General features: G+C 46.1%; 23 protein-coding genes. 2 read left to right on the forward strand and 21 right to left on the reverse strand.

Annotation, left to right across the window (positions count from 1 at the left end; genetic code table 11):
* The first annotated feature begins 125 nt into the window (after positions 1-125).
* Both VF639_RS24585 and VF639_RS24590 read left to right on the forward strand, forming a co-directional pair.
* Positions 126-1,091, forward strand: coding sequence for an O-fucosyltransferase family protein (locus VF639_RS24585; protein ID WP_331148611.1), 966 nt, complete (start codon positions 126-128; stop codon positions 1,089-1,091).
* Positions 1,092-1,294: 203 nt separating this feature from the next.
* Positions 1,295-2,335 carry an acyltransferase family protein gene (locus tag VF639_RS24590; protein WP_331148612.1) on the forward strand — a complete coding sequence of 347 codons (1,041 nt, stop codon included), beginning with the start codon at positions 1,295-1,297 and terminating at the stop codon, positions 2,333-2,335.
* An 82-nt stretch (positions 2,336-2,417) separates the two neighbouring features.
* Here VF639_RS24590 and VF639_RS24595 read toward each other — a convergent pair whose 3' ends face one another.
* The 21 genes from VF639_RS24595 to VF639_RS24695 all read right to left on the reverse strand — a co-directional run bounded on the left by VF639_RS24595 (position 2,418) and on the right by VF639_RS24695 (position 25,198).
* Positions 2,418-3,815: a lipopolysaccharide biosynthesis protein gene (locus VF639_RS24595; RefSeq protein WP_331148613.1), complete on the reverse strand. Its 1,398-nt coding sequence runs from the start codon at positions 3,813-3,815 to the stop codon at positions 2,418-2,420.
* Between the two features lie 112 nt (positions 3,816-3,927).
* A complete protein-coding gene (gene gmd / locus VF639_RS24600) occupies positions 3,928-5,040 on the reverse strand; it encodes a GDP-mannose 4,6-dehydratase (protein ID WP_331148614.1) in 1,113 nt (370 codons plus the stop codon).
* A 130-nt stretch (positions 5,041-5,170) separates the two neighbouring features.
* On the reverse strand, positions 5,171-6,289 hold the full coding sequence (locus tag VF639_RS24605) for a glycosyltransferase family 10 domain-containing protein (RefSeq protein ID WP_331148615.1): 1,119 nt from the start codon (positions 6,287-6,289) through the stop codon (positions 5,171-5,173).
* A 78-nt stretch (positions 6,290-6,367) separates the two neighbouring features.
* A complete protein-coding gene (locus VF639_RS24610) occupies positions 6,368-7,465 on the reverse strand; it encodes a glycosyltransferase family 10 domain-containing protein (RefSeq protein ID WP_331148616.1) in 1,098 nt (365 codons plus the stop codon).
* A 251-nt stretch (positions 7,466-7,716) separates the two neighbouring features.
* Positions 7,717-8,667, reverse strand: coding sequence for a glycosyltransferase family 2 protein (locus tag VF639_RS24615; RefSeq protein WP_331148617.1), 951 nt, complete (start codon positions 8,665-8,667; stop codon positions 7,717-7,719).
* A 5-nt stretch (positions 8,668-8,672) separates the two neighbouring features.
* Positions 8,673-9,758 carry a glycosyltransferase family 2 protein gene (locus tag VF639_RS24620; RefSeq protein WP_331148618.1) on the reverse strand — a complete coding sequence of 362 codons (1,086 nt, stop codon included), beginning with the start codon at positions 9,756-9,758 and terminating at the stop codon, positions 8,673-8,675.
* Positions 9,759-9,778: 20 nt separating this feature from the next.
* Positions 9,779-10,600, reverse strand: coding sequence for a DUF5672 family protein (locus tag VF639_RS24625; RefSeq protein ID WP_331148619.1), 822 nt, complete (start codon positions 10,598-10,600; stop codon positions 9,779-9,781).
* Positions 10,601-10,606: 6 nt separating this feature from the next.
* A complete protein-coding gene (locus VF639_RS24630; protein ID WP_331148620.1) occupies positions 10,607-11,497 on the reverse strand; it encodes a glycosyltransferase in 891 nt (296 codons plus the stop codon).
* Between the two features lie 82 nt (positions 11,498-11,579).
* Positions 11,580-12,632, reverse strand: coding sequence for a glycosyltransferase family 2 protein (locus VF639_RS24635; RefSeq protein WP_331148621.1), 1,053 nt, complete (start codon positions 12,630-12,632; stop codon positions 11,580-11,582).
* Positions 12,633-12,646: 14 nt separating this feature from the next.
* Positions 12,647-13,495, reverse strand: coding sequence for an FkbM family methyltransferase (locus VF639_RS24640; protein WP_331148622.1), 849 nt, complete (start codon positions 13,493-13,495; stop codon positions 12,647-12,649).
* Positions 13,496-13,526: 31 nt separating this feature from the next.
* Positions 13,527-14,756 (reverse strand): ABC transporter ATP-binding protein, encoded by a 1,230-nt coding sequence (locus VF639_RS24645; protein ID WP_331148671.1) that lies wholly within the window; start codon positions 14,754-14,756, stop codon positions 13,527-13,529.
* Positions 14,757-14,825: 69 nt separating this feature from the next.
* Positions 14,826-15,725: an ABC transporter permease gene (locus tag VF639_RS24650; RefSeq protein WP_331148623.1), complete on the reverse strand. Its 900-nt coding sequence runs from the start codon at positions 15,723-15,725 to the stop codon at positions 14,826-14,828.
* A gap of 195 nt (positions 15,726-15,920) precedes the next feature.
* Complete coding sequence (locus VF639_RS24655) at positions 15,921-16,856, reverse strand: GDP-L-fucose synthase family protein (RefSeq protein WP_331148624.1); 936 nt, start codon at positions 16,854-16,856, stop codon at positions 15,921-15,923.
* Between the two features lie 159 nt (positions 16,857-17,015).
* Positions 17,016-17,921: a class I SAM-dependent methyltransferase gene (locus VF639_RS24660; protein ID WP_331148625.1), complete on the reverse strand. Its 906-nt coding sequence runs from the start codon at positions 17,919-17,921 to the stop codon at positions 17,016-17,018.
* 108 nt (positions 17,922-18,029) lie between these two features.
* Positions 18,030-19,001 carry a glycosyltransferase family 2 protein gene (locus VF639_RS24665; RefSeq protein WP_331148626.1) on the reverse strand — a complete coding sequence of 324 codons (972 nt, stop codon included), beginning with the start codon at positions 18,999-19,001 and terminating at the stop codon, positions 18,030-18,032.
* Between the two features lie 16 nt (positions 19,002-19,017).
* Positions 19,018-20,019, reverse strand: a complete 1,002-nt coding sequence (locus tag VF639_RS24670) for an STELLO glycosyltransferase family protein (protein WP_331148627.1) — start codon at positions 20,017-20,019, stop codon at positions 19,018-19,020.
* Between the two features lie 569 nt (positions 20,020-20,588).
* On the reverse strand, positions 20,589-21,704 hold the full coding sequence (locus VF639_RS24675; RefSeq protein ID WP_331148628.1) for a DegT/DnrJ/EryC1/StrS family aminotransferase: 1,116 nt from the start codon (positions 21,702-21,704) through the stop codon (positions 20,589-20,591).
* 206 nt (positions 21,705-21,910) lie between these two features.
* Positions 21,911-22,861 (reverse strand): glycosyltransferase family 2 protein, encoded by a 951-nt coding sequence (locus tag VF639_RS24680; RefSeq protein WP_331148629.1) that lies wholly within the window; start codon positions 22,859-22,861, stop codon positions 21,911-21,913.
* A 50-nt stretch (positions 22,862-22,911) separates the two neighbouring features.
* Entirely contained in the window at positions 22,912-23,835 is a 924-nt protein-coding gene (locus VF639_RS24685) for a GNAT family protein (RefSeq protein ID WP_331148630.1), read from the reverse strand.
* A gap of 8 nt (positions 23,836-23,843) precedes the next feature.
* Positions 23,844-24,248, reverse strand: a complete 405-nt coding sequence (locus VF639_RS24690) for a sugar 3,4-ketoisomerase (RefSeq protein ID WP_331148631.1) — start codon at positions 24,246-24,248, stop codon at positions 23,844-23,846.
* Positions 24,249-24,253: 5 nt separating this feature from the next.
* Positions 24,254-25,198, reverse strand: coding sequence for a UDP-glucuronic acid decarboxylase family protein (locus VF639_RS24695; protein ID WP_331148632.1), 945 nt, complete (start codon positions 25,196-25,198; stop codon positions 24,254-24,256).
* Positions 25,199-25,222 lie beyond the last annotated feature (24 nt).

The raw sequence follows: 25,222 nt of genomic DNA on the forward strand, positions 1-25,222 counted from the left end.
TGCAAAGGTAGTCTGCCTTTGGCTATGGGGGTTTACTCTGTTGCACCGAGCAAATCAACTTTAGGTAAATAAGTACCTTTGATGTTCATTCTGCACGATTATCGCCTCAAGCTACTGTTTTGCCAATGACTACCGAAGAGTGGATACAACAATACAATATTCTTAACAGCTCTTTTAAAAAGAGACTTGTATTCAGGTTAGGAATAGATTCGGGGTTCTTCTCCGAATACAACAACATGGTGCTGGCTATGCTTTACTGCCTGAAGCACCGCATCCGGTTCGAATTACATTCCGATTACACCTATTTCGCATTTCGCGACGGTTGGAATGATTTTTTTGTTCCATTCGGCGCTGTTAATACGCATCGCATCCATAAAGACTACAATCTTCGGCCTTACATTATAGAACTCAGTAAAGAAGCTAAGCTGCAGAAAATCGTTAAATACCGTTATATCGCAACCTTGTATAAGTTACTCTTTGGGGTCAACTATATGACTCAGGATTTGTGGAGTCGTCATCGGGATTTGGCTTTTGCCCAAGAAACCTTTGATATTCCTGAGCTTGGTTTTCACCATACTCCCCTTTTGGTGGCAACTCAGCAGGTTATAAAAGCCTTTTGGCGCTACAATGCCCAAAGTGCCCCTATAGTAGCTGCTTTCGTAAATTCAGTTCAGCTACCCGAAGACTATGTTAGCATGCACGTGCGCGTAGGTGATAAATTCACTGAAACTAAAATGTTTGACTTCAGTGAATATATGATACCAGCGGCTGAGTTTTCGCCTAACAAAGAGGCCTTTGTTCTGACAGATGACTACACAGTAATAGAGCAGCTACAGGAACAATATCCTCAATGGCAATTTCACACATTATGCGCCCCTTCTGAGCGTGGGTACTTTCATCGTGACTTTGTCAAGCAAGACAATCAGTTTAAGTACACGCAACATCTTAAGCTTTTCGCTAACATGGATATCTGTGCTAGCTCAACCAAGTTTATTGGCACTTACAGTTCCAACCCCGGCATGTACATGGGCATGCGCATCGGACCAGCTCGTTGTTACTGTTTGGATTATGATGAGTGGCTGATATGGTAAGCCTTATAGCGGTTTCGTGAACGGTATACTCTTCTACTGAGCGCGACATGCGTTGATGTCGTTTTCTATAACGTCGCAGCCTCGCGGGATCAATTTCTCAGAATCCATGTGTACACCGTTCATGAAAGCACTGTAATGCTCTTATAACATAGCCGAGCATCTGAAATACTTTCTAAGAATTATTCCTTTTTCTTTTCTACAGTATGTCGTCATCAGTAAACAATAAACAAACACATATCAATAATTTTGATTTCTTAAGGTTGCTTTTTGCATCATTAGTAATTGTCACGCACTCATATCCTTTGTCAGGCATACCGGAAGAAGATATATTGTTTCGCTTTAGCAAGGGAGAAACTTCCTTATCAGGAATAGGAGTGGCAGGGTTCTTTGTTATAAGCGGATATTTAATATCTATCAGTTTATTACGAAGTAAAAGTATAATTGGCTACTTTTTCAAGCGTATAATTCGCGTATTTCCTGCGCTATGGGTTGTTGTTATATTTAGTATACTTAGTGGATTTTTTGTTAGCAATAAGATGGCAGCAGATTACTTCTCTGAGCCAACTGTCTATAAATACCTTCTTACTGCTTTTCTACATATTCAATCTTTTATCCCTGGGGTATTTGCAGACAATCCTCTTCACTATATTAATGGCTCTTTATGGACTGTTCCATATGAATTTTTATTTTATATTATGCTTAGTACTACCTTCTTTATAAAAAACTTATACCATAAAAAGTTCGCCTTACTAATGATATTCACTATATTGTTTACAGCGAGAATTTTTATTCATTTACCAAACAACTTAGAATTACTTAGCCTGAGTGTGAATAATATATGTTTTCTAGGCTTATTTTTCACTGCTGGAGCACTTCTTTCTCTTTTTGAACTACCTAGCCCTAAAAACAGAAGCAATATTTTTATCGCCTTACTCATAGTTTTGATAACTATATTAATTTTTTCTAGGTTTTATTTTCTGGGACATATATTCATTTTACCTCCACTGATAATAGCTTTAGGGTCTTTGAATTACCCTTATCTATCTTGGATACGAAAGTATGGAGATATATCGTACGGCATATATATATGGGGGTTTCCTGTCCAACAATTGTTGATGCATTATTTTCATTTTGATCAAGAAAAACTTCTTCTTTCAAGTTTGCCCATCACTTATTTACTAGGGTACTTGTCATGGCACTTGCTTGAAAAACGTGCTTTACGTTTAAAAGCCCTTTATAATTAATTTCAAAAAACAATCATATTGTTTATGCGAACTAGAAGCATTTCGTGTCATATAATAACAAACAGCTTATATCTATCATCTACTAATCTAGCAACTGTTTCAATCCTATTCGCAAACTCGAGAGCAGAAGTAATATCAGTACTACTGACATAAGACTGCGTACAACCACTCGCAATACAGGCACTTGTAGAAAATGCAGGATGTTCATATCAATTATAAAGGTTACTAATACGCTACTAATTCCGAAGAGCAACATGCCTAGGTCCAGATTGTGCAGCCTAATACCCAATAGCAAGCTGGCAGTTCGGAACAGCACCAACAACCCAGTACCCAGAAGTGCTAGGTGCTGTCTTTGCAGTACTGCGTAAATCGGGCTGGTAGCATAAGAAGTCAGCTTAAACATATAGTAGTATCCCAGATAGCCCGTAAATATGCCCGCCTGCTCCCAGCGAGCCCCAAATACAAAGCTAAATATCCAATCGCCGAACACAGTGATGATGCCAAAGGGCAACAGTCCTAGATAGAAAAGTTTGTTGTAGAGGTCGAGACAAATATGTTTGAGGCGTTCCGGTTCTTGTTGATGCACTTCGGCTACCTTTTGCAGGAACACCGGGGATACGGCATTGCCAATTAGGTTGATGGGCAATTCAAGCAGGCTAGTGGAAAAAGCGTACAATCCTACTGTATTAGCGCCAAACCCGGTGGTTAGGAAGAAAATAGGCAGTTGCCCAGCCAGTGTATTTAGGTAAGCAGTAGGCATCACGTACAAAGGATACTCCCGGTACTGCCAGGCTACTGCCCGAAGCCTAGCCCAAGAGAAGAACCACCGTAACTCATGCAACTGCCGGTGAATACCACTGAAGAGCATGCTGAAAAACATGGTGAGTTTGGCAAACAAGTCGCCCAGCAGCAAGCCGCCCACGGGTCCGTGCCCTAGCCAACCCATGCCCAGGGTAAGACCACGCCCCGCTACGGCGGTGGCCACATCAATACCCGCTCGTTTCTTGAAGTCTTTGGTACGCAGGTACCAGGCACTCATCACTATATTCAAGTTATAAACAAACACAACCCAAGGAATCACATAAAACCAGGCCCCCAATGCTTCTGCTTTCAACCAGTGCAATAACTTTTCGTGCAACAGCCCAAAGGCAAAGAGCATGAAAACGAGCGCAACCACACCAAGCAATAGTGCAAGCTGCACCAGGGCCAGGAAGCGTTTGTGTTGCCGCGGCAGCACAAAGGCCGGGGCATAACCCAGAGTTGAAAACAGGCTTACGTTGCTGACTATGGCATTAAATAGGGCAAACAGGCCGTAGCTCCGCGGATCGTAGAGCCGCGTCATGATAGGCGAAACCGCGAAACCGAGTAACGCAACGGCCGCCGTACCGGAAAAGGCAACAGCAAAATTCTGCGCAAAAGAGCCTTTTTGCCACAACTGCGAGACGTTGGCATCCAGGCTTTGTCGAAGGCGCTTATACACTGATAAGGGTAAAAATAAAATAGTGGCAGAAGCTTCCCGTAGGGAATACTCCTGCCACCATCTAAAAACTTATAGTCCAGTAGTTCAAAGCGGTAACACCGCTCTTGGCTGGCTACTCGTGGTAATTGTAAACCTTGTGGCCCCCTTTAAGCAGATACTCGTCGCGCTGGAACAGCGCGACGTCGGCGGCCATCATATCCTTCACCAAGGAAGTAAGGTCGTGCTTGGGCACCCAGCCGAGTTTGGTCTTTGCTTTCGTTGGGTCACCGATCAGCAGTTCCACTTCGGTTGGACGGAAGTAGCGCGGATCAATTTCCAGCACTACCTGACCTACTTCCAAGCCGGCCGTCGGATTGTCGCAGCTTACTACGTGGCCTTTTTCCTCTACTCCCTCACCCGAGAAGGCTACCTCAACACCTACTTCGGCGAAAGCGCGCTGCACAAACTCGCGCACCGTAGTGGTTACGCCGGTGGCAATCACGAAGTCCTCCGGAGTGTCTTGCTGCAAAATGCGCCACATGGCTTCCACGTAATCCTGCGCATGGCCCCAGTCGCGCTTGGCGTCGATGTTACCCAGGAAGATCTTCTGCTGCAAGCCCAGCGAAATCCGCGCTACCCCGCGCGTGATCTTACGGGTCACAAACGTTTCGCCCCGCAGCGGCGACTCGTGGTTGAACAAGATACCGTTGCAAGCATACATGCCATATGCTTCGCGGTAGTTCACCGTGATCCAATAGGCGTACATTTTTGCCACGGCGTAAGGCGAGCGGGGATAGAACGGCGTGGTCTCGCTCTGTGGCACCTGCTGCACCAAGCCGTACAGCTCCGACGTGCTGGCCTGATAGATGCGCGTTTTCTTGGTGAGCCCCAGAATCCGGATAGCTTCAAGCAGGCGCAGCGTACCAATACCATCGGCGTTGGCCGTGTACTCCGGCGTATCAAATGACACCTTCACGTGCGACATTGCCCCCAGATTGTAAATCTCGTCGGGCTGCACCTCCTGAATAATACGGATCAGGTTGGTGGAGTCCGACAAGTCACCGTAGTGCAGCTTAAACCGCACATTCGCCTCGTGCGGATCCTGGTATAAATGGTCGATCCGGTCGGTGTTGAAGAGCGAGGAACGGCGCTTCAGACCGTGCACCTCGTAGCCTTTTTCTAGTAGAAGTTCGGCCAGGTACGCGCCATCCTGGCCCGTAATACCCGTAAGCAGGGCTACTTTCATGATATAAAGGTAAAATGGGTCGTATGTGGACTCACTGTCCAGATTCCAGTAAAATTCAGCTAGAATGCAGGGCTAGCCGTTTAGTGCACAAAGAAAGAGCAAAAAAAGCTGGCTCCCAAACCATTGTTTTTTAACTGCTTGAATTGTTTACTACTTGGTCGTACTGCTGCAGGTCGCTCAAGATAACTTCGGTGATGCGGCGGGCATTAGACTCAGAGCCAAACTTTTCCTGCTCTACTCCTTTCACAAAAGTGGAAATTGCGTCGGTATACTGCCGATACTCGGCGTATTGCATGCTTTTCAGAAACTGATATAGCTCTTGGTGAGACTGGAAGTTTCGCCGATCAACAAAACATGCCTTGGGTATTGATTTGGCTACGTCCGGGTCGCCCCAGTAAACGGGCACGCAGCAAGCGGCAAAGCTGTCAAAGATTTTTTCGGTAAGGTAGCCGGGCAGGCCACCAGTGTTTTCGTAGGCAATGTTGAAGCGGTACTGACGCAAAACCGGAATTTTCTGATCGTGCCCGACCGGTCCCTTGTTCACTACATCAAAGAGTGCCTTGCGCCGGGCCGCCACCATGCGAGTGATTTGCTCTACCAAGGGCAGGGGCGCTACCTTCTGCAAAACACCCAGCCCCCGAAAGCTCTCGTACGTTTTAGGGTGAATTGCCCGGCTGTAGAGGCTGAATTCGTCGGGATGGTTCTCGGCAAACCACTTAAGCGTCAGGTAACGCTCATGCAGCAGGGAATGAGAGCTTTTCGGCGGTTTTACCACCCCAAACGAGGCCGCCATCAATACGCATAGCTTCCGACGATTGAACTCTTCTTCGCTAACGGGACGAAACTTGTTGTTTTCCTCTAGGTCGATGGCAAAGTAGTAGTGGAAGTACCGCTTGTTATCCACCATGCTATAGTCATACGTAAATACCTTATCGAATACTTTGTGATTGTCAGGGTTCCAGTTGTGGGGGTAATAAGTAGCGGGCTCACTCAGCACCAAGTAGCTTTTACGCCCTTTGCGCCAGGTGGCGCTCTGAAACGGTAGGCAGTTATCAAGCCCAATGAGTAATTCAGATTCCTCTGGCAGATGAATATCCTGCGTAGCTAAGTCGATGCCGTGTTGAGCTAGCTGGTTACGTAGCGAAGCAAACATGAAGGCACTGTTCTTCATCCCATAAAAAGATTCGTTGAAGAAGATACCGTTCTGCATCAGCGCAGGATCCTCGACAACATAGAGAGTGGCCTTCATGCGGTTCTTGTTGATACTATCGTTCACTTTCTAAATTTTGTACCAGGCTCATTTTACCGCACAATCGTGCTCCTACTCCTACAAAGTGGTTGGTATGTGCAAGTCCTCTAGTATCACTTTTGCGATTCGCTCGGCATTCGGCACAGAACCAAACTTATTGTGCTCCACACCCTGTACGAAATCGGACATTGCCTGAATATAACTTCTATAGTGAGTATAGGTCATATTCTTGATGAAATTATACAACTCCTCGTCGGATTTAAACTCTCGCCGGTCTATGTAACAGGCCGAAGGAATAAAGCGGCTTATTTCCGGCTCGCCCAGGTAAATAGGCACGCAAGCCGCCGCAAAGCAATCAAATATCTTCTCGGATATGTAGCCCGGCAAGGCCGTGTTTTCGTAGCAAATAGCAAACCGGTAGTTGCGAAAAGTGCTGATTTTGGCATTAGGAGGCACCGGCCCTTTACTTACCACGTCCAGCATACTCTTACGACGCGCCACTACTACTTCGGTGACTTGCTTGAGAACAGGGGCTGGTAGTACCCGCTGCAGCACCCCTAAGCCACGAAAACTTTGCAAGAGTCGCGGGTTGATACCGCGGCTATACAAAGCAAAACTCTGCGGCTGGTAGCGGGAAAACCATTTCACCGTCTGGTACCGGTCGTAGAGCAGGGATTTGGAATCGCCAACGGGCTTGGTTAGCTGGAACATGCCCGCCATCAACACGCAAAGCCCACGGCGGTTGAACTCTTCTTCTGAAACCGGCTCGAAAGCAGGTGTTCCTTCCAGATCGATAGCGAAATAATGGTGAATGTACTTCTGCTGATCGGCCAACGTGTAGTCGTAGGTGAAAACCCGGTCGAAAACGGCGTGATTTTCCTTGCTCCAGTTTTCCGGATAATAAGTATCCGGCTCATTGAGCAGCAAATACTTTTTTGTCGCAGGTTTGAGTGGAATTTGCTTTAGTGCTACCGTCTGGTCGAGCGCAATAATCAAGTCGGACTCAGTAGCCGGATAGATATCCTGCGTAGCTAACTCAATACCATGACCGGCGAGAATCTGCTGTAAGTCGGAAAACAAGAAACCGTAGTTTTTAACTCCGTTAATTGCTTCTCCTGAAAAGATCCGGTTCTGCAGAAAATCCGGTTCGTTTAAAACAAAGAAAGTGGCTTTCATTGAGTCTGCTTAGTGAAAACTACTAAAATCTTAGAGGATGGTATCACAGCCTTTGCTGCAGTGGCCGGTGTTTAATTGCTTTCAACTCGAGGTAGCCGTTACGGGTCGACAGAGCCGATAAACCACTTTTGCTTGCTTCTTTGTAGAAGAGAAACCTACTTCTTTTAAGTTCAAGCAGTAAAACTATTCAATAAAAGTGGCTCTCGAAGAAGAGTAGCGGTCCTGTAAAGATTGAGTGGAATAAATTTCACTTAGGACACCTTACCCAATGTCTTTAGCCGCTGCTTGAAGCCATACGGGATACTTTTCAAGTAGTAAGTGTACATTCCTGTTTCGTAAGCGAGCTTCAAAAACCGTTTTATGCCAGCAAGGCTATTGCCTTGCAACAAGTCGTTCATTGCTACTCGCTCCGTGCTCTTAACAATAGCTATTTTGTTGACCTCTAGAGCCTCATTGGCGCCTATTGCCATAAGCGTTTCATTTAATTTCTTACGAACTTTTACTTCGTGTTCGTGCATCTTAAGCATGTTATGACTTGTGCTGCTTGGGTGCACTCGTACCAGCGCCCAGGCATTAGGGTTTTCATCGTATTGGAAGTATGCCCCCGCCATAGCACACCGCACCCAATACTCCCAATCTTCTACACTGCGCAAGTCTTCGGCAACTAGTCCTACTCGCTGTATCAGTTCTATCCGCACCAAGGCGGCATTCACTGCCATTATGTTCTTTTTTATCAGCGCATTTATCAATACCTCACCCTGCCCACTTACTCTCGGCATCCAGGGAGTATCCAACATATCAAACGAGCAGCTTAGTTTTGCCGGCTCGCCGTGCCGGAAGCAGCGCACGTCGCCATAAACCAGATCTACGTTGGGATGCGCCTCTAAAAAAGCAGCATGTATTTCTAGTTTCTGAGGCGCTAGCAGGTCGTCAGCATCTAAAAACTGGATGTATTTGCCCTGCGCCCTTGCTATGCCGTAGTTACGAGCCGCCGACATTCCTTTGTTAACCTGGTAATGATACTGGAAGCGAGCATCGCGGCTCTGGTACTCCTCGGCTACGGTACGGGAATTGTCGGTTGAGCCATCATCAATCAGCAAGCATTCCCAGTGCGGATAGCTCTGCGCGAGTACGGATTCCAGGGTTTCGGCCAGTAACCAACCGTAGTTGTAGCACGGAATGATGATGCTTACCAGATGCATGAGAATTACTGGAGTGAGCGAGTAGTCAAATGGTGTAATAAGCCTTTAGGTACAGCATAGAGACGGATTAATTGTTTTACTACCGACCAGTTTAGTGGCTGCCCATGCTCACGAGCTATAGCCAAACACTGCTTGGCGGCTGTGTACTCACCCATTTCGTTGTATCGATGCACTGCTAGCCAAGCCTGATGTTTTACGAAAGCAGATAGTGTGTGCTTAGGAATCTTCAGTGGATAGCGAGTGGGCAAGAAGGACGGATCACTTATCGTCCGACGAACAGAGGCAAGTAGTACTGGTGCCTGTTCGACACTGTAAAGGATATTATATAGAACTTTTTGTGTATCCTGAACAAAATGTGATCCTTCAGCTACAGTTTTAGATGTTTCATGTAGCCGGAAATATGAAAATAAGTTGTCTGACAGCAGTATCCTTTCCTGACCAGCTATCAACAAGTATCGAAACCACAAATCCAAGTCCATTGTGTAACGAAATTGCTCATCAACCCCTAGTTCTTTGAGTACGGAGGCTTTGAAAAAAGTAGAAGGCTGATTTATCTGTTGGAAATTTATGGTGTCACCAACTGTTTCTTCCACTTTCATTCGCATACCACGCATATCTAGTTGCGTGATGTCGCCAGTAAAATAATCACATCGGCCACAGATAACATCGTAGCGAGTTAGATCGAACTCGGCGGCAATACGGTAAAACGCCCCTGGCGCAACCAAGTCATCGCTGTTTATCCAGTTTACAATATCTCCTTTCACCTGAACCAAACCTTTCTGGATAGCATGACTTTGTCCGCGATCCTTCTCGCTTACCCAATAAGTTATCCATGGTTCGTAAAGTCGGATAACATCTAACGTATTGTCTGTGCTACCTGCATCAACGATGATCAGCTCATAATTCGGATAATTCTGCGCTATAATTGAGCGGATCGTTTCTTCCAGATACTGGCCTTGGTTGTAGCTCGGAGTGATGATAGAAATAAAAGGCAAAGAATTGACAGACTCTTCAACCACTGCCGCGTCAGCCGTCCAAGGCCAAATCTGTTTATCAGCCGGAACAGGCGGCAAGGAAGATAAATCAAGCATATTTCACAGCTTTGATTGTTTTAAATAAATGGCTTCCAAAAATCCGGATCATACTTTTCCCATGCATGAGTAGCCATTGGTAGCTTATTATGGTTGAGAGCATAAAGCAATGATGGATTTACTTCAAAAGCGAAAGCAATAGCATCCTCAACAGTGCCAACTTTAAACCAAGGAAAAAAGACCGGGACCATAATACCCCAATAGCCATCCTCATACATAGGTGTTTGCCAAGGTAAGGCGGGATCGTACGCCTGCCTACGCCGGTGAAACTCATGTTTGGCGACGCGCAATACATTCAGCCAATGCTTTGTAACAGCTTGCAATATTTGCAATGTAGGCCTTCGATTCCGAAACAGTTCCAACGCATAAAGTACATCCAAAAAAGATTTGACTTTCCTGAGCGAAAAGCCGCCATTACCTACACCGGTTATACTACTTTCATGTGTAGCCTGATCGAAACCCTCGAACCATGGAGCACCAATATAGTCGTAGCCCTTCTCAATAAAATAATGAAGTTGGTCAGCGAATACAAAAACGTCAAGCTGACAAATTACTATATATTTATAGCCAGCAAAGCGCTTATAAAATTCCAAACTTAACAAAAGGTCACTATAACTAGCAAGCCCTGAGAAATACTCATATGGAAACACTTCCACTTTGAAAGACATATCCTCAGAAGTTCCATGAAAATATGCAGTTGAACCTATATTTTGATGGGTCACAAAAACAATATCATATGCTCCCAATACTTTGTAAGTGTTATGCAACGACTTAAGCTCCGAAGTATTTAACTGAGAGTACTGCTTATAGATTGGGATGATGATAGCAATATCCTGTTTCATAAAATATTAGCTCCGAACTACTTCAAAAGTTTTTTTCACTAACAATAAATTCATTATTATAAACTTCTTTATCCCAACCAAAGCTTGCACGTTATTCTTCCAGATTTGCTTCGAAACGTCTTTGCAGAGCGCTTGCTTGCCTATTAGTCTAGGTAGAATAGCGTGAAACGCTTTAAACTCTTCTCTCGCTTGTTCATTTGCCAACAACCCCTCTAAATTGACAGGCAAAATCTTACGCCACTTCTCATGCAATTTGATAGTCTCAGTTATCCAACTATCATTGAAACTTCCCTCGGAAAAATGATTTATTAGTATATCAAATGTTACGGCTACCTCATATTTCTGCAACACGGTCAATGAGAAATCAACGTCATAACAATGGAACCCACTAAAATAGATATCATCAAACTTGAATTGCGCCACTACAGACCTAGTCGTACAAAACCACACGCCATCAACAGCCACAACTTGAGAAAGAGATTCATTGCGTGGATTATTATAAATTTTATTTTGTGTGTTGCCAGCTTTATAATGCTGAACAATATTCATGTAAGTTGTTTGGCTACAAGCTGAGTCGAACGACCAGCCTGAAGGAACTACTGGTTTATAGCTACTACCCGCTACTCCTAAAAGACCTAAATTTTTATTACTCTTAAAAGACTCTATTACTTTTTCGCCCCACATATAAGTTTCGAAACTAATATCCTCATGCATAAAGCAAAGTATATTAAATTTACTTTTCTCAATTCCAACATTGTATGCCTGAAATATTGTATAACGACCTTTGCTGTTGTCAATAGCAATTATTTCGTACGGCACACCGATAGTTGCAGCTAAGCTTTGCGATACACTGCGTAACGCTTCCTTGTCGCGAGAACAAATTATTATGGAAATCATACAAAAAGGCAATCATCTTATTCTATTGGCCTCGCAGTTGCGAAATAATAAACTTCAAACGAAGTGTATATTAGAGAAATCATCATGATTTTTTTTTAATACTCCTATAAACTGGCTGAATTTTTTTATAAAAAGTACCTGTAACTAAAAAATGTTTTAATCCATTGTAATTATGATCAAGCATATGTTTTTTTATGTATTTAAGCAAATGAGCATTGAACCCATTTTTTACAGATCTTATATTCAAAAGTATCTTCAAGCTGGTTTTTACAGGTATTGCATTTTTGACAATACCATCAAACCACATATCGGTCATTTTATCTATCATTTTATCAATAAAAATTTGATTGGGCTTTCCGTACTGCTGCATTACGCGAACTACCCTTGTCAATTCACTTAATGCCAAACCATTAGCCAATGTTTTGCTGCGCACATTATTTAAATGAAACCTAAAATAGTTTAATTTTTCTGCTACAAAAGCAACTTTCACATCGGCTATAATAGAGGCCCAAAATACCCAATCTCCATTTAATTTATAGCTCTCGTCTGCCTTACCCACTTTATCAAGCATATTTTTACGAATAACAACAGCGCTTGCATTAGGAATTATGTTCCGGTAAGACATAAAATTTATTATTAATGACCTGCCATCTCTCACAAAATCATTAGTCCATAATTCAGCGTCAAGATCTAAGTAGAAATCATCTAATACATTTATTGTATTATTATCTTCATCAACTGTAGTAGAATCGCAATAAGCTAATCCTACTTCTGGATCTTTGTCAAGCTGTTGGACTAGCTTTTCTAACAAATCTCGCTCAGCATAATCGTCACTTTCTGCTACCCAAATATATTCGCCTTGAGCAAGCGCAAAACCTTTATTCCACTGTTTAAATGTACTTCCACTGTTTTTTTCATTATATACGACTCGAATTCGCTCGTCCAATGCAGCATAATGTTGGATAACACTACGGCTTTCATCAGGCGAACAATCGTCTAGAATTATAACCTCTATATCAGTAAACGTTTGTTGCAAAACGCTTCCAATACGCTGTGGCAAGTACCGAGCATGATTGTAGTTCGGTATAATTACTGAAACCCTATGAACCGGTCCACCTGCCATTTTAATACGCATCAAAATAAAACAACTTATGGTCTTCTATAAGCAAATATATTCAACTGCAGATCATAATTAATCTTATTATTGTCATACTCCTTATAATTCACAAAAGGATGTTCCATGTAATCCCAAGCTTCCTTGATGTAGTAACGAAACCCTGCATCGGCCATTATCTTTAATATTTTGTCTAGTTCTTGTTGCTTGTTCATCCCACTATGGTATTCAACGAACAACAACTTCACATTTACTAATTCTTCTTTAATATCTTCTAACACATCAAGCTCTGCTCCTTCTATGTCTATTTTCAGAAAGTCTACCTCTTCGTTTAAAAACTCTTTTAAACGTATAGACTTTACCTTGTGAACAGAATTATTAGATGTTTTACTATCTACAACCATTCCTCCAAGAGAATTATCTGGAAGAAAGCTTAATTCACCATTCTCATTCCATACAGCCTCATTACGAAGATGAACGTCAGTAAAGTTAAAGTGCTTTAAATTTTCACTACATACTTTATATATTTGACTATCAGGCTCAAATCCAACCACCTTCGCTTTTGGGAATAGTCTCTTGAAATATATTATACTTAATCCAATATTAGCGCCACAATCTATTATATAAGGATTGCTCTTATTGGATTCAAATTTATATACCTCCTCTACCAAGACTTCTTCTACATTTTGAACAAAAGAATAATTTCCAACACGTTTTATTTCGACACCATAAATATTTGACGGCTCGAATATGCTTATGTTATCAGATGAACCTTTATAGATATAATTACAGTATTCCTCAAAGGTAATTCCTGTAGCCTTGAATCTCTTATCGTAATCACGCTTTGCAATAGTATTGCGATGCAAAAAATTCTTAAACCCCATGATATTCATTTTGAAATTTTTGAAATTTTTCCTACAGCCAATTGTAACGACCAAAAACTACCCCGTAATCATATTCACCATGCTTGGACATATCGGAAATAGAATCAAATATTTTGAAATTACATACATCCTCAACGACATTAAATTGCGCGATTTTGGGCACATTTACAAAGGCATGAATAGAATAATCACCTCTAACCAACGTGATAGGATCTATAACAAGATTTAATTCAGTCCTACTTATCTTGGTTTCACAAGAAAAAACTCTTCTTTTTCTACTGTCAAGGATTGTTACGAATAGGTCATAATTCTTATTTAAAACATTTTTATTCAATTTAAAGTTGACAACAATTGATTCATTACTATGGAATATAGGAGAAATGTCTCCATCAATGTTCTTTATGTGAATTTCTCGAATAAAATCTGTGTCCTTATTATTTTCCGAGCTGATATAAGAAGGAGAAGTTCGATCCTGATTTAAATATTTAGCTACCACTTCACTGGTAATGCCATCATATTCAACTTGTCCATTTTTTAAAATTAAGCTGTGTGTGCATAATTGAGAAACAGCATTCAAATCATGGCTTACAAATAATACCGTTCGGCCATCATTGACGCTTACATCTTTCATACGCCCTAAACACTTTTTTTGAAATTCGGCATCTCCTACAGCTAATACCTCGTCAACAATAAGAATTTCAGGCTCTAGGAAAGCTGCCACAGCGAAAGCCAATCGTACATACATTCCACTACTGTAGCGCTTCACTGGTGTATCTATATAGCGCTCAACACCGGAAAAATCAACTATCTCATCAAACTTGGCGTGAATTTCAGCCTTAGTCATACCTAAGATTGCGCCATTAAGAAATATATTTTCACGACCTGTTAATTCTGGATGAAATCCAGTACCTACTTCTAGAAGAGAAGCTATACGACCCTTTATTTTAATTTTGCCAGTTGTAGGAGTAGTTACTTTGGAAAGAATTTTAAAGAGAGTAGACTTGCCAGCTCCATTACGGCCAATGATTCCTAAAACTTCACCTTCCTTAACTTCAAAATTTATGTCCTTCAGCGACCAAACATATTCGCTTCCACCTTTCGTAGTGCGGTCATTTGTTTCACCAACCATAGCGAATGGGTCTTCCTTACCCCGCATCCGTGCCCACCAACGATTCAAATCATGACTAATGGTGCCCGTTCCTACTTCACCAAGACGGTAAAGTTTACCTAAGTTTTCAACTTTTATAGCAATGTCGCTCATCAACAGTTCTGCGGGCAGTATTACAGTTTGATCTTTCAATTATAAAATCGATACTCTACAAATAGTACTCTATACAGTATCTGTAAAGCTTTTCTGAACTTTATTGAATATCAGTATTCCAACCATTAAAATAATTAAAGAAACAGCACTACTATATGCTACGTAAAGCCAATTGAAAGTTCCTGAACCCATAAATGCGTAGCGAAAGGTTTCCACGATAGAAGTCATAGGGTTAGCCAAAATCAACCACTGGTATTTAGCTGGAACCCTTGATAGAGGATAGATAATAGGAGTAGCATACATAAATAATTGCACCCCAAATACGAGTAGCATAGCCAAGTCACGGTATTTGGTAGTTAGAGCACTGAATATCATACCTAGACCCAGCGAAAGCACTGCCATCACTACAATAAGTAATGGAATTAAAATTATAACCCAATTAGGATGCACCCGGCTGTCTGTTGCCAAGTAATACACCCAGATAGCTAAGAAAAGCCCAAGCTGAATTCCGAAACGCACCAAATTGGAAAGCACAATGGACAAGGGCATGGTCAGGCGCGGAAAGTACACCTTACCGAAAATGGCAGCATTAGCCGTAAACACCGTTGATACAGAAGTCAGCGAAATAGCAAAGTAATTCCAGATAGTGATGCCCGCCATATAAAACAACAGTTGGGGCATGTTGTCAGTGGAGATCTTAGCTATGTTGCCGAAGATGATAACATAAGTCAACGTAGTCAGCAAAGGCTGAATAAAGAACCAGATAGGCCCTAGAATGGTCTGCTTGTAAGTTGAAACGAAGTCGCGTCTTACAAACAGCATTATTAGGTCGCGATACCGCCATACTTCGTCTAGCCGCAGGTCAAACAGGCCGGTTTGTGGCCTGATTACTTCCGTCCACTCCTGATCATCCGAGGAATTGGTGACGGGGGAAGATTTGGGTTGCTGTAAAGCTTCTGTGGTTTGCACAATGAACTGGATAATAAGATTTATTCGGGAAGCCTACAAGGCTCAACTGTCACCACCAAGCCCGTCTTACCCGCTAAGTGAAATTTGCCGACTCAGCTAATTGGTGAAAGCAAAGGTAGGCTAAACACTACAAACAAGGTTGTAGCAGCCTAGCCCTTTGGTTGCCAGAGCAAGGTAAAATCAGTTTCAACAGCTCTAAGCCGGCCGAGCCGTTTCGAAAGCATCGGCATACACGGCAGCTACTCCTTCTTCGAGGCCGATGGCAGCTTTCCAGCCTTTTTCGGCCAGCTTGCTCACATCCATGAGCTTGCGGGGAGTCCCATCAGGATATTCGGGGTTGAAGCGGATGGTGCCTTCGTAGCCTACAGTGCGTTGTACCAGCTCGGCCAGCTCCCGGATGCTGAGGTCGGTACCGGTACCCACGTTTACTAAGCCAGGCTCGTTGTAGTTCTCCAGCAGGTAGAAGCAAGCATCGGCCAAGTCATCGACGTGCAGGAACTCGCGGCGCGGCGTGCCGGTGCCCCACACTTCTACTTCGGGGGCGCCGCTGAGCTTGGCTTCGTGAAACTTGCGGATCAGGGCCGGCAGCACGTGGGAGTTCTTGAGGTCGTAATTGTCGTGGGGGCCGTAGAGGTTGGTAGGCATGGCCGAAATGTAGTTGCAGCCATACTGACTCCGGTAGGCATCACACATTTTGATGCCGGCAATTTTGGCGATGGCGTAGGGCTCGTTGGTGCTTTCGAGCTCGCCCGTAAGCAGCGCGGTTTCTTGCAAGGGCTGCGGCGCCATTTTCGGGTAGATGCACGACGAGCCCAGGAACAGCAGCTTCTTCACGCCATTGAGGTAGCTGTGATGAATGACGTTGTTCTGAATCATCAGGTTGTCGTACAGAAACTCGGCCCGGTAGATGTTGTTGGCATTGATACCGCCTACTTTAGCCGCTGCCAGTACTACGTAATCCGGCTTTTCGGTGGCGAAGAAATCGGCCACCGCCACCTGATTGCGCAAATCCAGCTCCGAAGAGACGCGCGTAACGAAATTATGGTAGCCCGCTTTTTCGAGGCGGCGCAGGATGGCGGAGCCCACCATACCGCGGTGTCCGGCCACATATATTTTTGCGTTTTGTTCCATTGGGAGGTGCGCAGATTACTTTAAAGTTTCTATCTGTTTTTGAATCCGGAAGGAAACGTCATTCTTTGGGTTTCCTACTTTGCTGATGTGCCTTTTTTCACAGCTGCGGTTACCAGAGCACAAACCTACGCTCTACTGTTCTACCAACCGCCTCTACTTTTACTTTTTAACGAAGTAGCCTTTCAAAGCATCCCCTTTTCTGGAAATATTCAACAACCAGTTTACCGTAACTTTTGCTACATCCGCTAAAGGATTTCCCTCCAGGCTTCTCAGCTGCTCATCCACTTGCCGAAAACCAGGTGCCGGTGCCGCAGGCGCAGCTCCCACTGATTGATTGTCTGCGGAAGGCTTATTTGCTGCTGATGCTGCTTTCAGTCTGCCAATGCTTATTCCGGTAGTGTAAATTCTTTCTACAGCAAAGCCGTTACCAGCCATCAACTTCTTCAAGGTTGAGGCTGTGTAATAGGTTAAGTGCTCAGGGTATTCAATCACACTCCATTTCTCTTTTAGATAATAGCGCAGGACAGAATTGAAATTAGGAGTAGTTAAGTATAGTAGTCCCCTAGGCCTGAGTAGTGCTTTGAACTTGTTGACTTCGTCAATCGGATTGTTGATATGCTCCAACACCTCGAAAGAGGTTATCACATCAAACGACTCTGGTTGGTAGTTTGCCACATCCAACTGGCCCTCAAGCATATTTATTCCTTTGGCTATCCCAATAGCCACCGCTTCCTCGGAAAACTCCGTACCGTAAACCTCCCAGCCCCGCTGCTTGGCAACAACCAGAAAATGGCCGTTTCCACAACCGACATCCAGTATCTTACCGGTTTTTCTGTACTTCTCGAAACCATCTAACAATTCGTTGTACCGCTTGATGGTAATAGGCGATATATCATCATTGCGAGGGTACCAGGAATAATGAATGCTTAGTTCCTCTGGAGTCGGAACAGGGCCGCAAAAAACAAAATCACAGGCTTTGCACTGCACTAATTGCGCTTTGTTGAATTCAGGCAGAGCAACTAATTCGCTACCACTACATAAGAGACATTCCTTGTGAATATTCATTGTTATTTAGTTGAAATCACAAAACGTCCCTGATTTAGTTCCAAGCACAAGGCATGCTTCACTATTTAATCCCTACCGCCGTGATGGCGTCAAGCTTCAAGATTAGTGTTACGCCTGCCACCAATTCAAATCAGCTACCGAGACGCTGGCTGTCGAGGCAGGATGCAGCGTACGGAGCACAGCGGCCGGAACCACTTTTTTGACGAGTTGAGTCACAGAGCTCCCCAGAATCATGCGGCGGGTACGCGGGCTGTAGCTCAGCAAGCCTGGCAGCTTAGCCCAGGCAATGGGGCGGGCGGCGGCGGCATCGCGCTTGGCGGTCCAGTTGATTTCCCAATACGTATAAAGGTTACGCCGCTCGTCGTTGGTGAGCTTGAACTGCGAGCCGTAAACTGGGTTTTGCTCGCAGCTTTCCACCATTTTCACCAGATTAGGATACCACTTGGGCGAAGTAGCCGTGCGCTGGTCGGGGTGCAGCTGATAGGCCGCCAGCATGTCAGGAATAGCAAAACCAGGCGCGAAGTGAGCAACCCGGTACCACAGGTCGATATCGGCGCACATATCTACTTCCACCCGCATGCCCCCTGTTTTTTCTAATACCTGCCGACGCACAAAGGTAGCGTGCTGAGCCGGCACAAATCGGAACAGAATAGAATGCGGCGTAATAGGTCCGGTGAAAGAGTTGGCATATTCTACCTTATCGTGTAGGTCGATGCCGTACTCGCCACCGGAAATAAAGCTGGCGTCGGGGTGGTTTTGAAAAGCTTCGGCCATGCGCCGGAAAGCACCTGGCAGGTAAAAGTCGTCGCTGCTTTGAATGGCCAGGATTTCTCCGGTGGCCGCCGCCAGTCCTTTCGTTACCGCGTCCACAAAACCTTTGTCGCGCGCCGACCACCACGTAAGCTGGTTGTCGTACTTCTTTAGTATCTCAACTGTCTCGTCGGTAGAGCCCCCATCGGAAACGATAACCTGCACCTGACCCGGATAATCTTGGCGCAAGATGCTAAGTAACGTCCGCTCGATAAAGCGGCCCTGGTTCCAGGAAGGGATAATGACGGAAAGGGAGGGAAAAGCCTGCATAAGTTAAGAACGGCCTCTAGTTGGTCAGGGCCTGCACATCAGCCAGCCACAGGTCAAGCAGCTCGATTTCCTGGGCTGTCACAATGTTCTCCTTGGCTAGCTCGGCATAGGCCCGCCGTAGATTTTCGCTTACACTTACTGTTTTGTCGATGGCACGCGTAACAGCAGCAATTACCCGGTTGGGGTGCAGGTAGCAAGGAATCTCCGACTCGAAGTCTTTCACGTAATCGTGCGGATTCCGCTCCTGTAGTACGGTAGCTTCCGTGAAACCTAAGCGGTAGCCATGGGCCCACAGGATGGGCTGTGCCACCAGCCCGCGCAGAATGTCGGTGAAGCGGAATGTAACGTAGGCCGGCAGGTAGAGCAGCGGGAACAGCTCGCGGCGTACGGCGGTGTTTTGCGAGTTGAAGGGGCAAAGGGTCCCCTCGGCCAGCACAATGGGCGCCCGCTTATCGAAGAAAACTTCCGTGTTGTCGATCAGGCGGTAGATGGCGTCCACGTCCGGGTCGCTGTCAGCCAAGCCCTGCCAGATCCCAATTTTGGCCGGCTGCGTCGTTAGCTCCTCTTCTTTCAGGTTGTGGTTCTGGTTGAGGATTAGGTCGAGCGGGTAGCCCCGGGGCCAGATATGGTGGCTGGTGAAGTTCTTATAGATGTTGACGAAGCCCTTATTAGCCGGCGAGGTAGCAAACTTCCCTTCCATGGAAGGGAAGGTCCAGTCGTCGTAAGGGATGTTGTCGTCGTCGGTATCCACGATCACCTGCGCCCCGTTCTGGATGGCATGCAGGTAGCCCATCATCTTGCGGCCGTAGTGGTTGAAGGGCAGCTTGGCCGCCATTTGAAAGCCCATGGCCTCCTGATCAGGCACCGACAAATACACCACGTTCGGCTCACTCCAGGTAGCCGGCGACTTCTTGTCCCCGGCCACAACCAATTGATAATCAGCAAGGCCAGCAAACTTGGTAACGGCCTTGGTGGGGGCGAAGATGGAGGTAATGACGATGCTGGTTCTGGTACTCATGCAACTGTGAAATGGGATAAGCAATCCGGCAATTCCGGCGGTGCAACAATTAAGGCAATCTAGCAAACCCAGTCTGGAAGAGCTGAAAATGCTTTAGCGACGCAAAGGTAGATGTTTTTCGCCAAGCGGATTTGCTACCTGTTTGGATTTGACCTGAAGCAACAGTTACATGAACAACTACACCATAGCTAAATTAAGTGTAGTGAAAGGCATTTATTATTCTTGATTTCCTGAATCTACTAGCCGCTATTATTTCTATCCGTTCATATAGCTAGCCTGCTTGTAATCATATAATTAGGCGCATCGTTCATGCTTTGGTATAACATGCTTTGGTATAACATGCTTTGGTATAATGGAAAAGGTTTGCAATTAATTGTCATACACTCAACCTATGAATCGTTATCAGTTTAATTTTTAGACAATTATTAACCAATAAAATTATATCGGCAGCACATATGCGCGTGTTCCTATTTACAGGTCACGTAGGCAGAAAAGTCATTATATCTAAAAGCCCAGTTTCTAATCAACACGACAATTAAGTGATACAAACTGGAGCATGCCTTACTTAATCACTTTATAAATTCAGCGAAAAAAAGGTTTATGGCGCTTGCCACGGCACTTATATGTTCTGGCTGCATACCCGGCCACATAGGAAGGCTCAGGCTGGTAGCCGCTAACTCCTCCGCAATAGGAAATGCGCCATTTTTCATGTCCAGATGTACGTAAGCCTGCTGTAGGTGCGGCGGTACCGGATAGTGAATCAAGGTGCCTATACCTTGTTCAGCAAGATGCTTTTGCAGCGCACCACGGAATTGAGTGCGAACCACATACAGATGATACACATGCGTTGCTCCAGTGGCTACTGCAGGTAGCACTAAGTCACCAAGGCCGGTTAAATGCTGCTTATACAAGCCAGCTATTTCCTGGCGTTGTTGGCTCCAAGCTGCTAAATGAGGCAACTTTACATTTAGCACAGCAGCTTGTAGCTCATCGAGACGGGAGTTGTACCCGATTACCTCGTTGTAATATTTCTGCTGCGAGCCATAGTTGCGCAAAGTTTGAATTTGGGCAGCTAGCTCGCTGCTGTTTGTGGTAACAGCACCGGCATCACCTAAGGCCCCTAAGTTTTTACCAGGATAGAAGCTAGTTCCATTTACAGCGCCGAAACTACCCGTCAACCCTCCCTCCCACGCGGCTCCCTGGGCCTGAGCGTTATCTTCCACCACCCACAATCCGTGGCGTTCGGCTATAGCCATAATAGGTCCCATTGCGCATGCCTGGCCGTAAAGATGCACGGGCATGATGCCCTTCGTGCGTGGCGTGATGGCAGCTTCTAGGCGGGCAGGATCTAAATTGTAGGTAGCCGCATCAGGCTCTACGGGTACTGGCGTAGCTTCCACAAACGATATGGCTAGCCAAGTGGCAATGTACGTATTGCTAGGAACCAGCACTTCGTCGCCGGGACCTACTCGCAACGCTTTGAGCGCCAGGTGCAAGGCGTCAAGCCCATTAGCTACGCCCACGCAATAATTTACTTGGTTGTAGCGGGCATAAGCGGCCTCAAATTCCCGAACCTGGTCGCCTAGAACATACCACTGCTTGTCGTACACCTCTGCTATAGCCGCCAGAATTTCTTCTCGCAACGGACCATGCTGAGGCGTAAAAGACAGAAAGGGAATGCGCATAGTCAGATTAAATCACCAAGGAAAAAGTAACGTTTTATCAATCAATGCTGACTGGCTTTAGCTTCCAACAAACATCAGCAGAGCCTTAAAGCAGAACTGCTTTTGGCCCTATCCGGACTGCTAATCCTAGCAGGAGCTAGCCCTTCCTTAGTGCTTTGCCACATACATCACACTCAATCAATACTATTAGGTCAGGTGTAGTGAGGTTACTGAGAGTCTACTTTGTCGACGTTGTATACGTTTTTAACAACATAGAGCGGCCTGTTACGCGCAGCGTCCATACCTCGCCATACATACTCGCCAATAATACCGAGTGCAATCATCTGGAAAGCCGATACGAACAGCACCACCACCATGAGCGTAGTCCAGCCCGCCGGCCCCTGCGGGGCGAAAATCCGCAGCCCTATAACGTAAAGCCCAAATAGCAGCGCCACCACCCCGAGCAGTAACCCAACCACCGAAATAGCCCGGATAGGAAAAAAGGAAAAGGAAAGCAGGGAATCGATGAACAGCTTAAGCTTCTTCTGTAGAGTCCAGCGAGACTTCCCGATTTCCCGCTTGCGGCGCACGTAGGGAATGTTGACGTAGGAGTAGCCGAGCCATACCATCAGGTAAAAGATGTTGCTGTTGCGCTCTTGCATACGCACAATGTCATCCCGCACCTGCCGATCGAAGAACACAAAATCAAAGCCCCCGTCAGGAATATTGCGCAAAGCGAGGTGCTTCATCAGCCAGTGAAACAGTTCGGCTAGTGTTTTCGATAGGCCGGTTTCCTGCCGGTCTTGCCGGTTGCCAATAACAAGTTTGAAGCCCTGCTGCCAGTGCTGGTACATCTGTACCATTAGCTCAGGCGGGTCCTGCATATCGGCCGTAATGATGGCCATGCAGTTTCCGGTAGCTTGTGCCATACCCGCTACAATAGCATTGTACGACCCAACATTTCCAACTAACTCCACCACTTGAATGCGGTCGGGGTGTTGTTCGCGGGCCGCTAACAGTGCCCGCAGAGTATGGTCGCGGGAACCGTCATCTACAAAGACATACTCGAACGTCACCTCCGGGGGAAAGCGGCTTTCATTGGCAATCAGTTCCCGTACTGTTACGGGAATGTTGTCTTGATTGAAGTAGCAAGGTATGATGACAGAAAGCTTGGGCATACACTTAAGATCACGAAGAGAGAGGCAACAGCGCTGAATCAGGCAATATTTTATTGATGGCAGACCAGTACGTGTGTACTACCTCCCAGTTGAAAGCCAAGCTTTTCGCAGGTGCGAAATACAGCCCGATTCGTTGCTTGGGTGGTCATGAGCACATAGCGTGCGTCTCGCTCACGAGCCCGATGCACTGTTTCAGATACCAGCCGCTGGTGCCAGCCTCTGTTTTGCGGTCCTGCTGCAGTCAGCACCACTCTCGACAAGCCCACACCGAGCTTTGTAGCATCGGCCGTAAGGTCGCTAATAGCCAGGAAGGAATCAACGGGAAGGCCAGACTCATTGGGAATGAGTACGGTGTCGCAGTAGCCTTGCACGGCGGCGCTGGCATAGCGAGCCAGGAAGGCGTCGGCGCGAGCTTCTCCAAACCAAGGATCCGCATGAAACCGGTCGTATGGGTTACGGGCCGCTGCCGCAATCTGTCCGATATGCGTGGCTTCGTCGGGGCGGGCTGCTCGCACAGCATAACGTGGCTGGTTGAACTCGCTTATCTGGCTGTGGTAGAATTGTAGCCGAGTTTCCACTAGCCGCCAGCCACTAGCTGTCAAGGTTTGTAGCAAAGCAGTATCCTCGACAGGAATTTCCCCGAAGCAATAGAACCCGCCCCTGTTTGCTAGTTCTTGCTGCCACGCCTGGAGGGCAGCTACTCGGTCGGCCATTGGGGCCACCAGATCAAAAAGCGCAGTTAGCAGTTTGAAAGTCGGCACACCAAAGTACTCGGAATCCCAGGGCAGCGCAGTATACAACAGCTGTACTTGCTGCCCCTGCTGCTGGAAAGTAAATACCTGCTCGTGCGGGCTAGCTGGAAATCGAGCAAAGCGTCCTGGCCCAAACCACTCTGCTTGCTGATCGGCAGGTATATCCCGTAGAAAGTTATAAGGAGAGTAAAACGGCAGTACAGGCGCTCGTTCGGATAACAAACCGACATTTACGCCTGCCATATCTGCCGGAATTGCTCATGCTGCCGAATGTAGTCCTGCTCGTCGTATAAGGTCGAGGCTAAGACTAGTTGCACCGCGGAATGCGAATACTGCATGGTATGCCACACATTCGGCGGAATATAAAGCCCCATATAGGGGTCTTCAAGTCGGAACAGCTCTACTGTGCCATCCGCTTGCTCGGCCGTAACAATAATGCGGCCGGCCACGGCCACCAGCACCTGTTCGGTGAGGTGGTGCGCATGCCGGCCGCGTAGAACGCTCTCTGGCGTATAATACGTCCAGAAAACCCGTTTAACATCGAATGGAATCTGCTTTGGGTATTCCGCAATGGAGATAAAGCCAATGTCAGAAGCCCCCACCTTGGGAAACTCGATCAGGTAGGGGCCTTTCATTTGCCTTATTTTACGTGTGCCTTAAAATACTCTAGCGTGCGACGCAGGCCTTCGGCCCGGTCTACTTTAGGCTCCCAACCAAGAATTTCCTTGGCCTTGGTAATGTCCGGCTTGCGCTTCATTGGGTCGTTTTCGGGCAGGGGGCGGTAATCGGGTTTGAACTCGACACCGGTGAGACGGGCAATTTCTTCGCCAAACTCCTTGATGGTGATTTCTGCCGGGTTGCCGATGTTCACGGGCAAGTGATAATCGCTGAGCAGCAGCCGGTAAATGCCTTCAACTAGGTCATCGACGTAGCAGAAGGAACGGGTCTGTGAGCCATCGCCGAATACGGTCAGGTTCTCGCCGCGCAGGGCCTGGGAAAGGAAAGCGGGCAGCACGCGGCCGTCGTTGAGGCGCATACGGGGGCCGTAGGTGTTGAAGATGCGGATGATGCGCGTTTCCAAACCGTGGTGGTTGTGGTAAGCCATAGTGATGGCCTCCTGGAAGCGCTTGGCTTCGTCGTAGCAACCACGCGGGCCTACCGGGTTTACGTTGCCGAAGTACTCTTCTACCTGCGGGTGAATTTCGGGGTCGCCATATACTTCCGAAGTACTGGCAATTAGCACCCGGGCACCTTTTACACGGGCCAGGCCCAACAAGTTGTGCGTCCCGAGCGAGCCTACTTTCAGGGTTTGAATCGGAATCTTGAGGTAGTCGATGGGGGAAGCGGGCGAGGCAAAGTGCAGAATGTAATCCAGCTTGCCAGGTACGAACACAAACTTCGATACATCGGCATGATGAAACTCGAAATCCTCGCGGCCAAATAAATGCTCGATGTTGGACAGGTCGCCGGTGATGAGGTTGTCCATGGCAATTACATGGTACCCCTCGGCCAGAAACCGGTCGCACAAGTGAGACCCTAGGAAGCCAGCGCCGCCGGTAATAAGTACGCGTTTCTTGTCAGACATATTGTTTTGAGCTGCAAGCTGTAA

Source organism: Hymenobacter sp. (assembly GCF_036387835.1).
In the GTDB taxonomy this organism is placed as follows: Bacteria; Bacteroidota; Bacteroidia; order Cytophagales; family Hymenobacteraceae; genus Hymenobacter.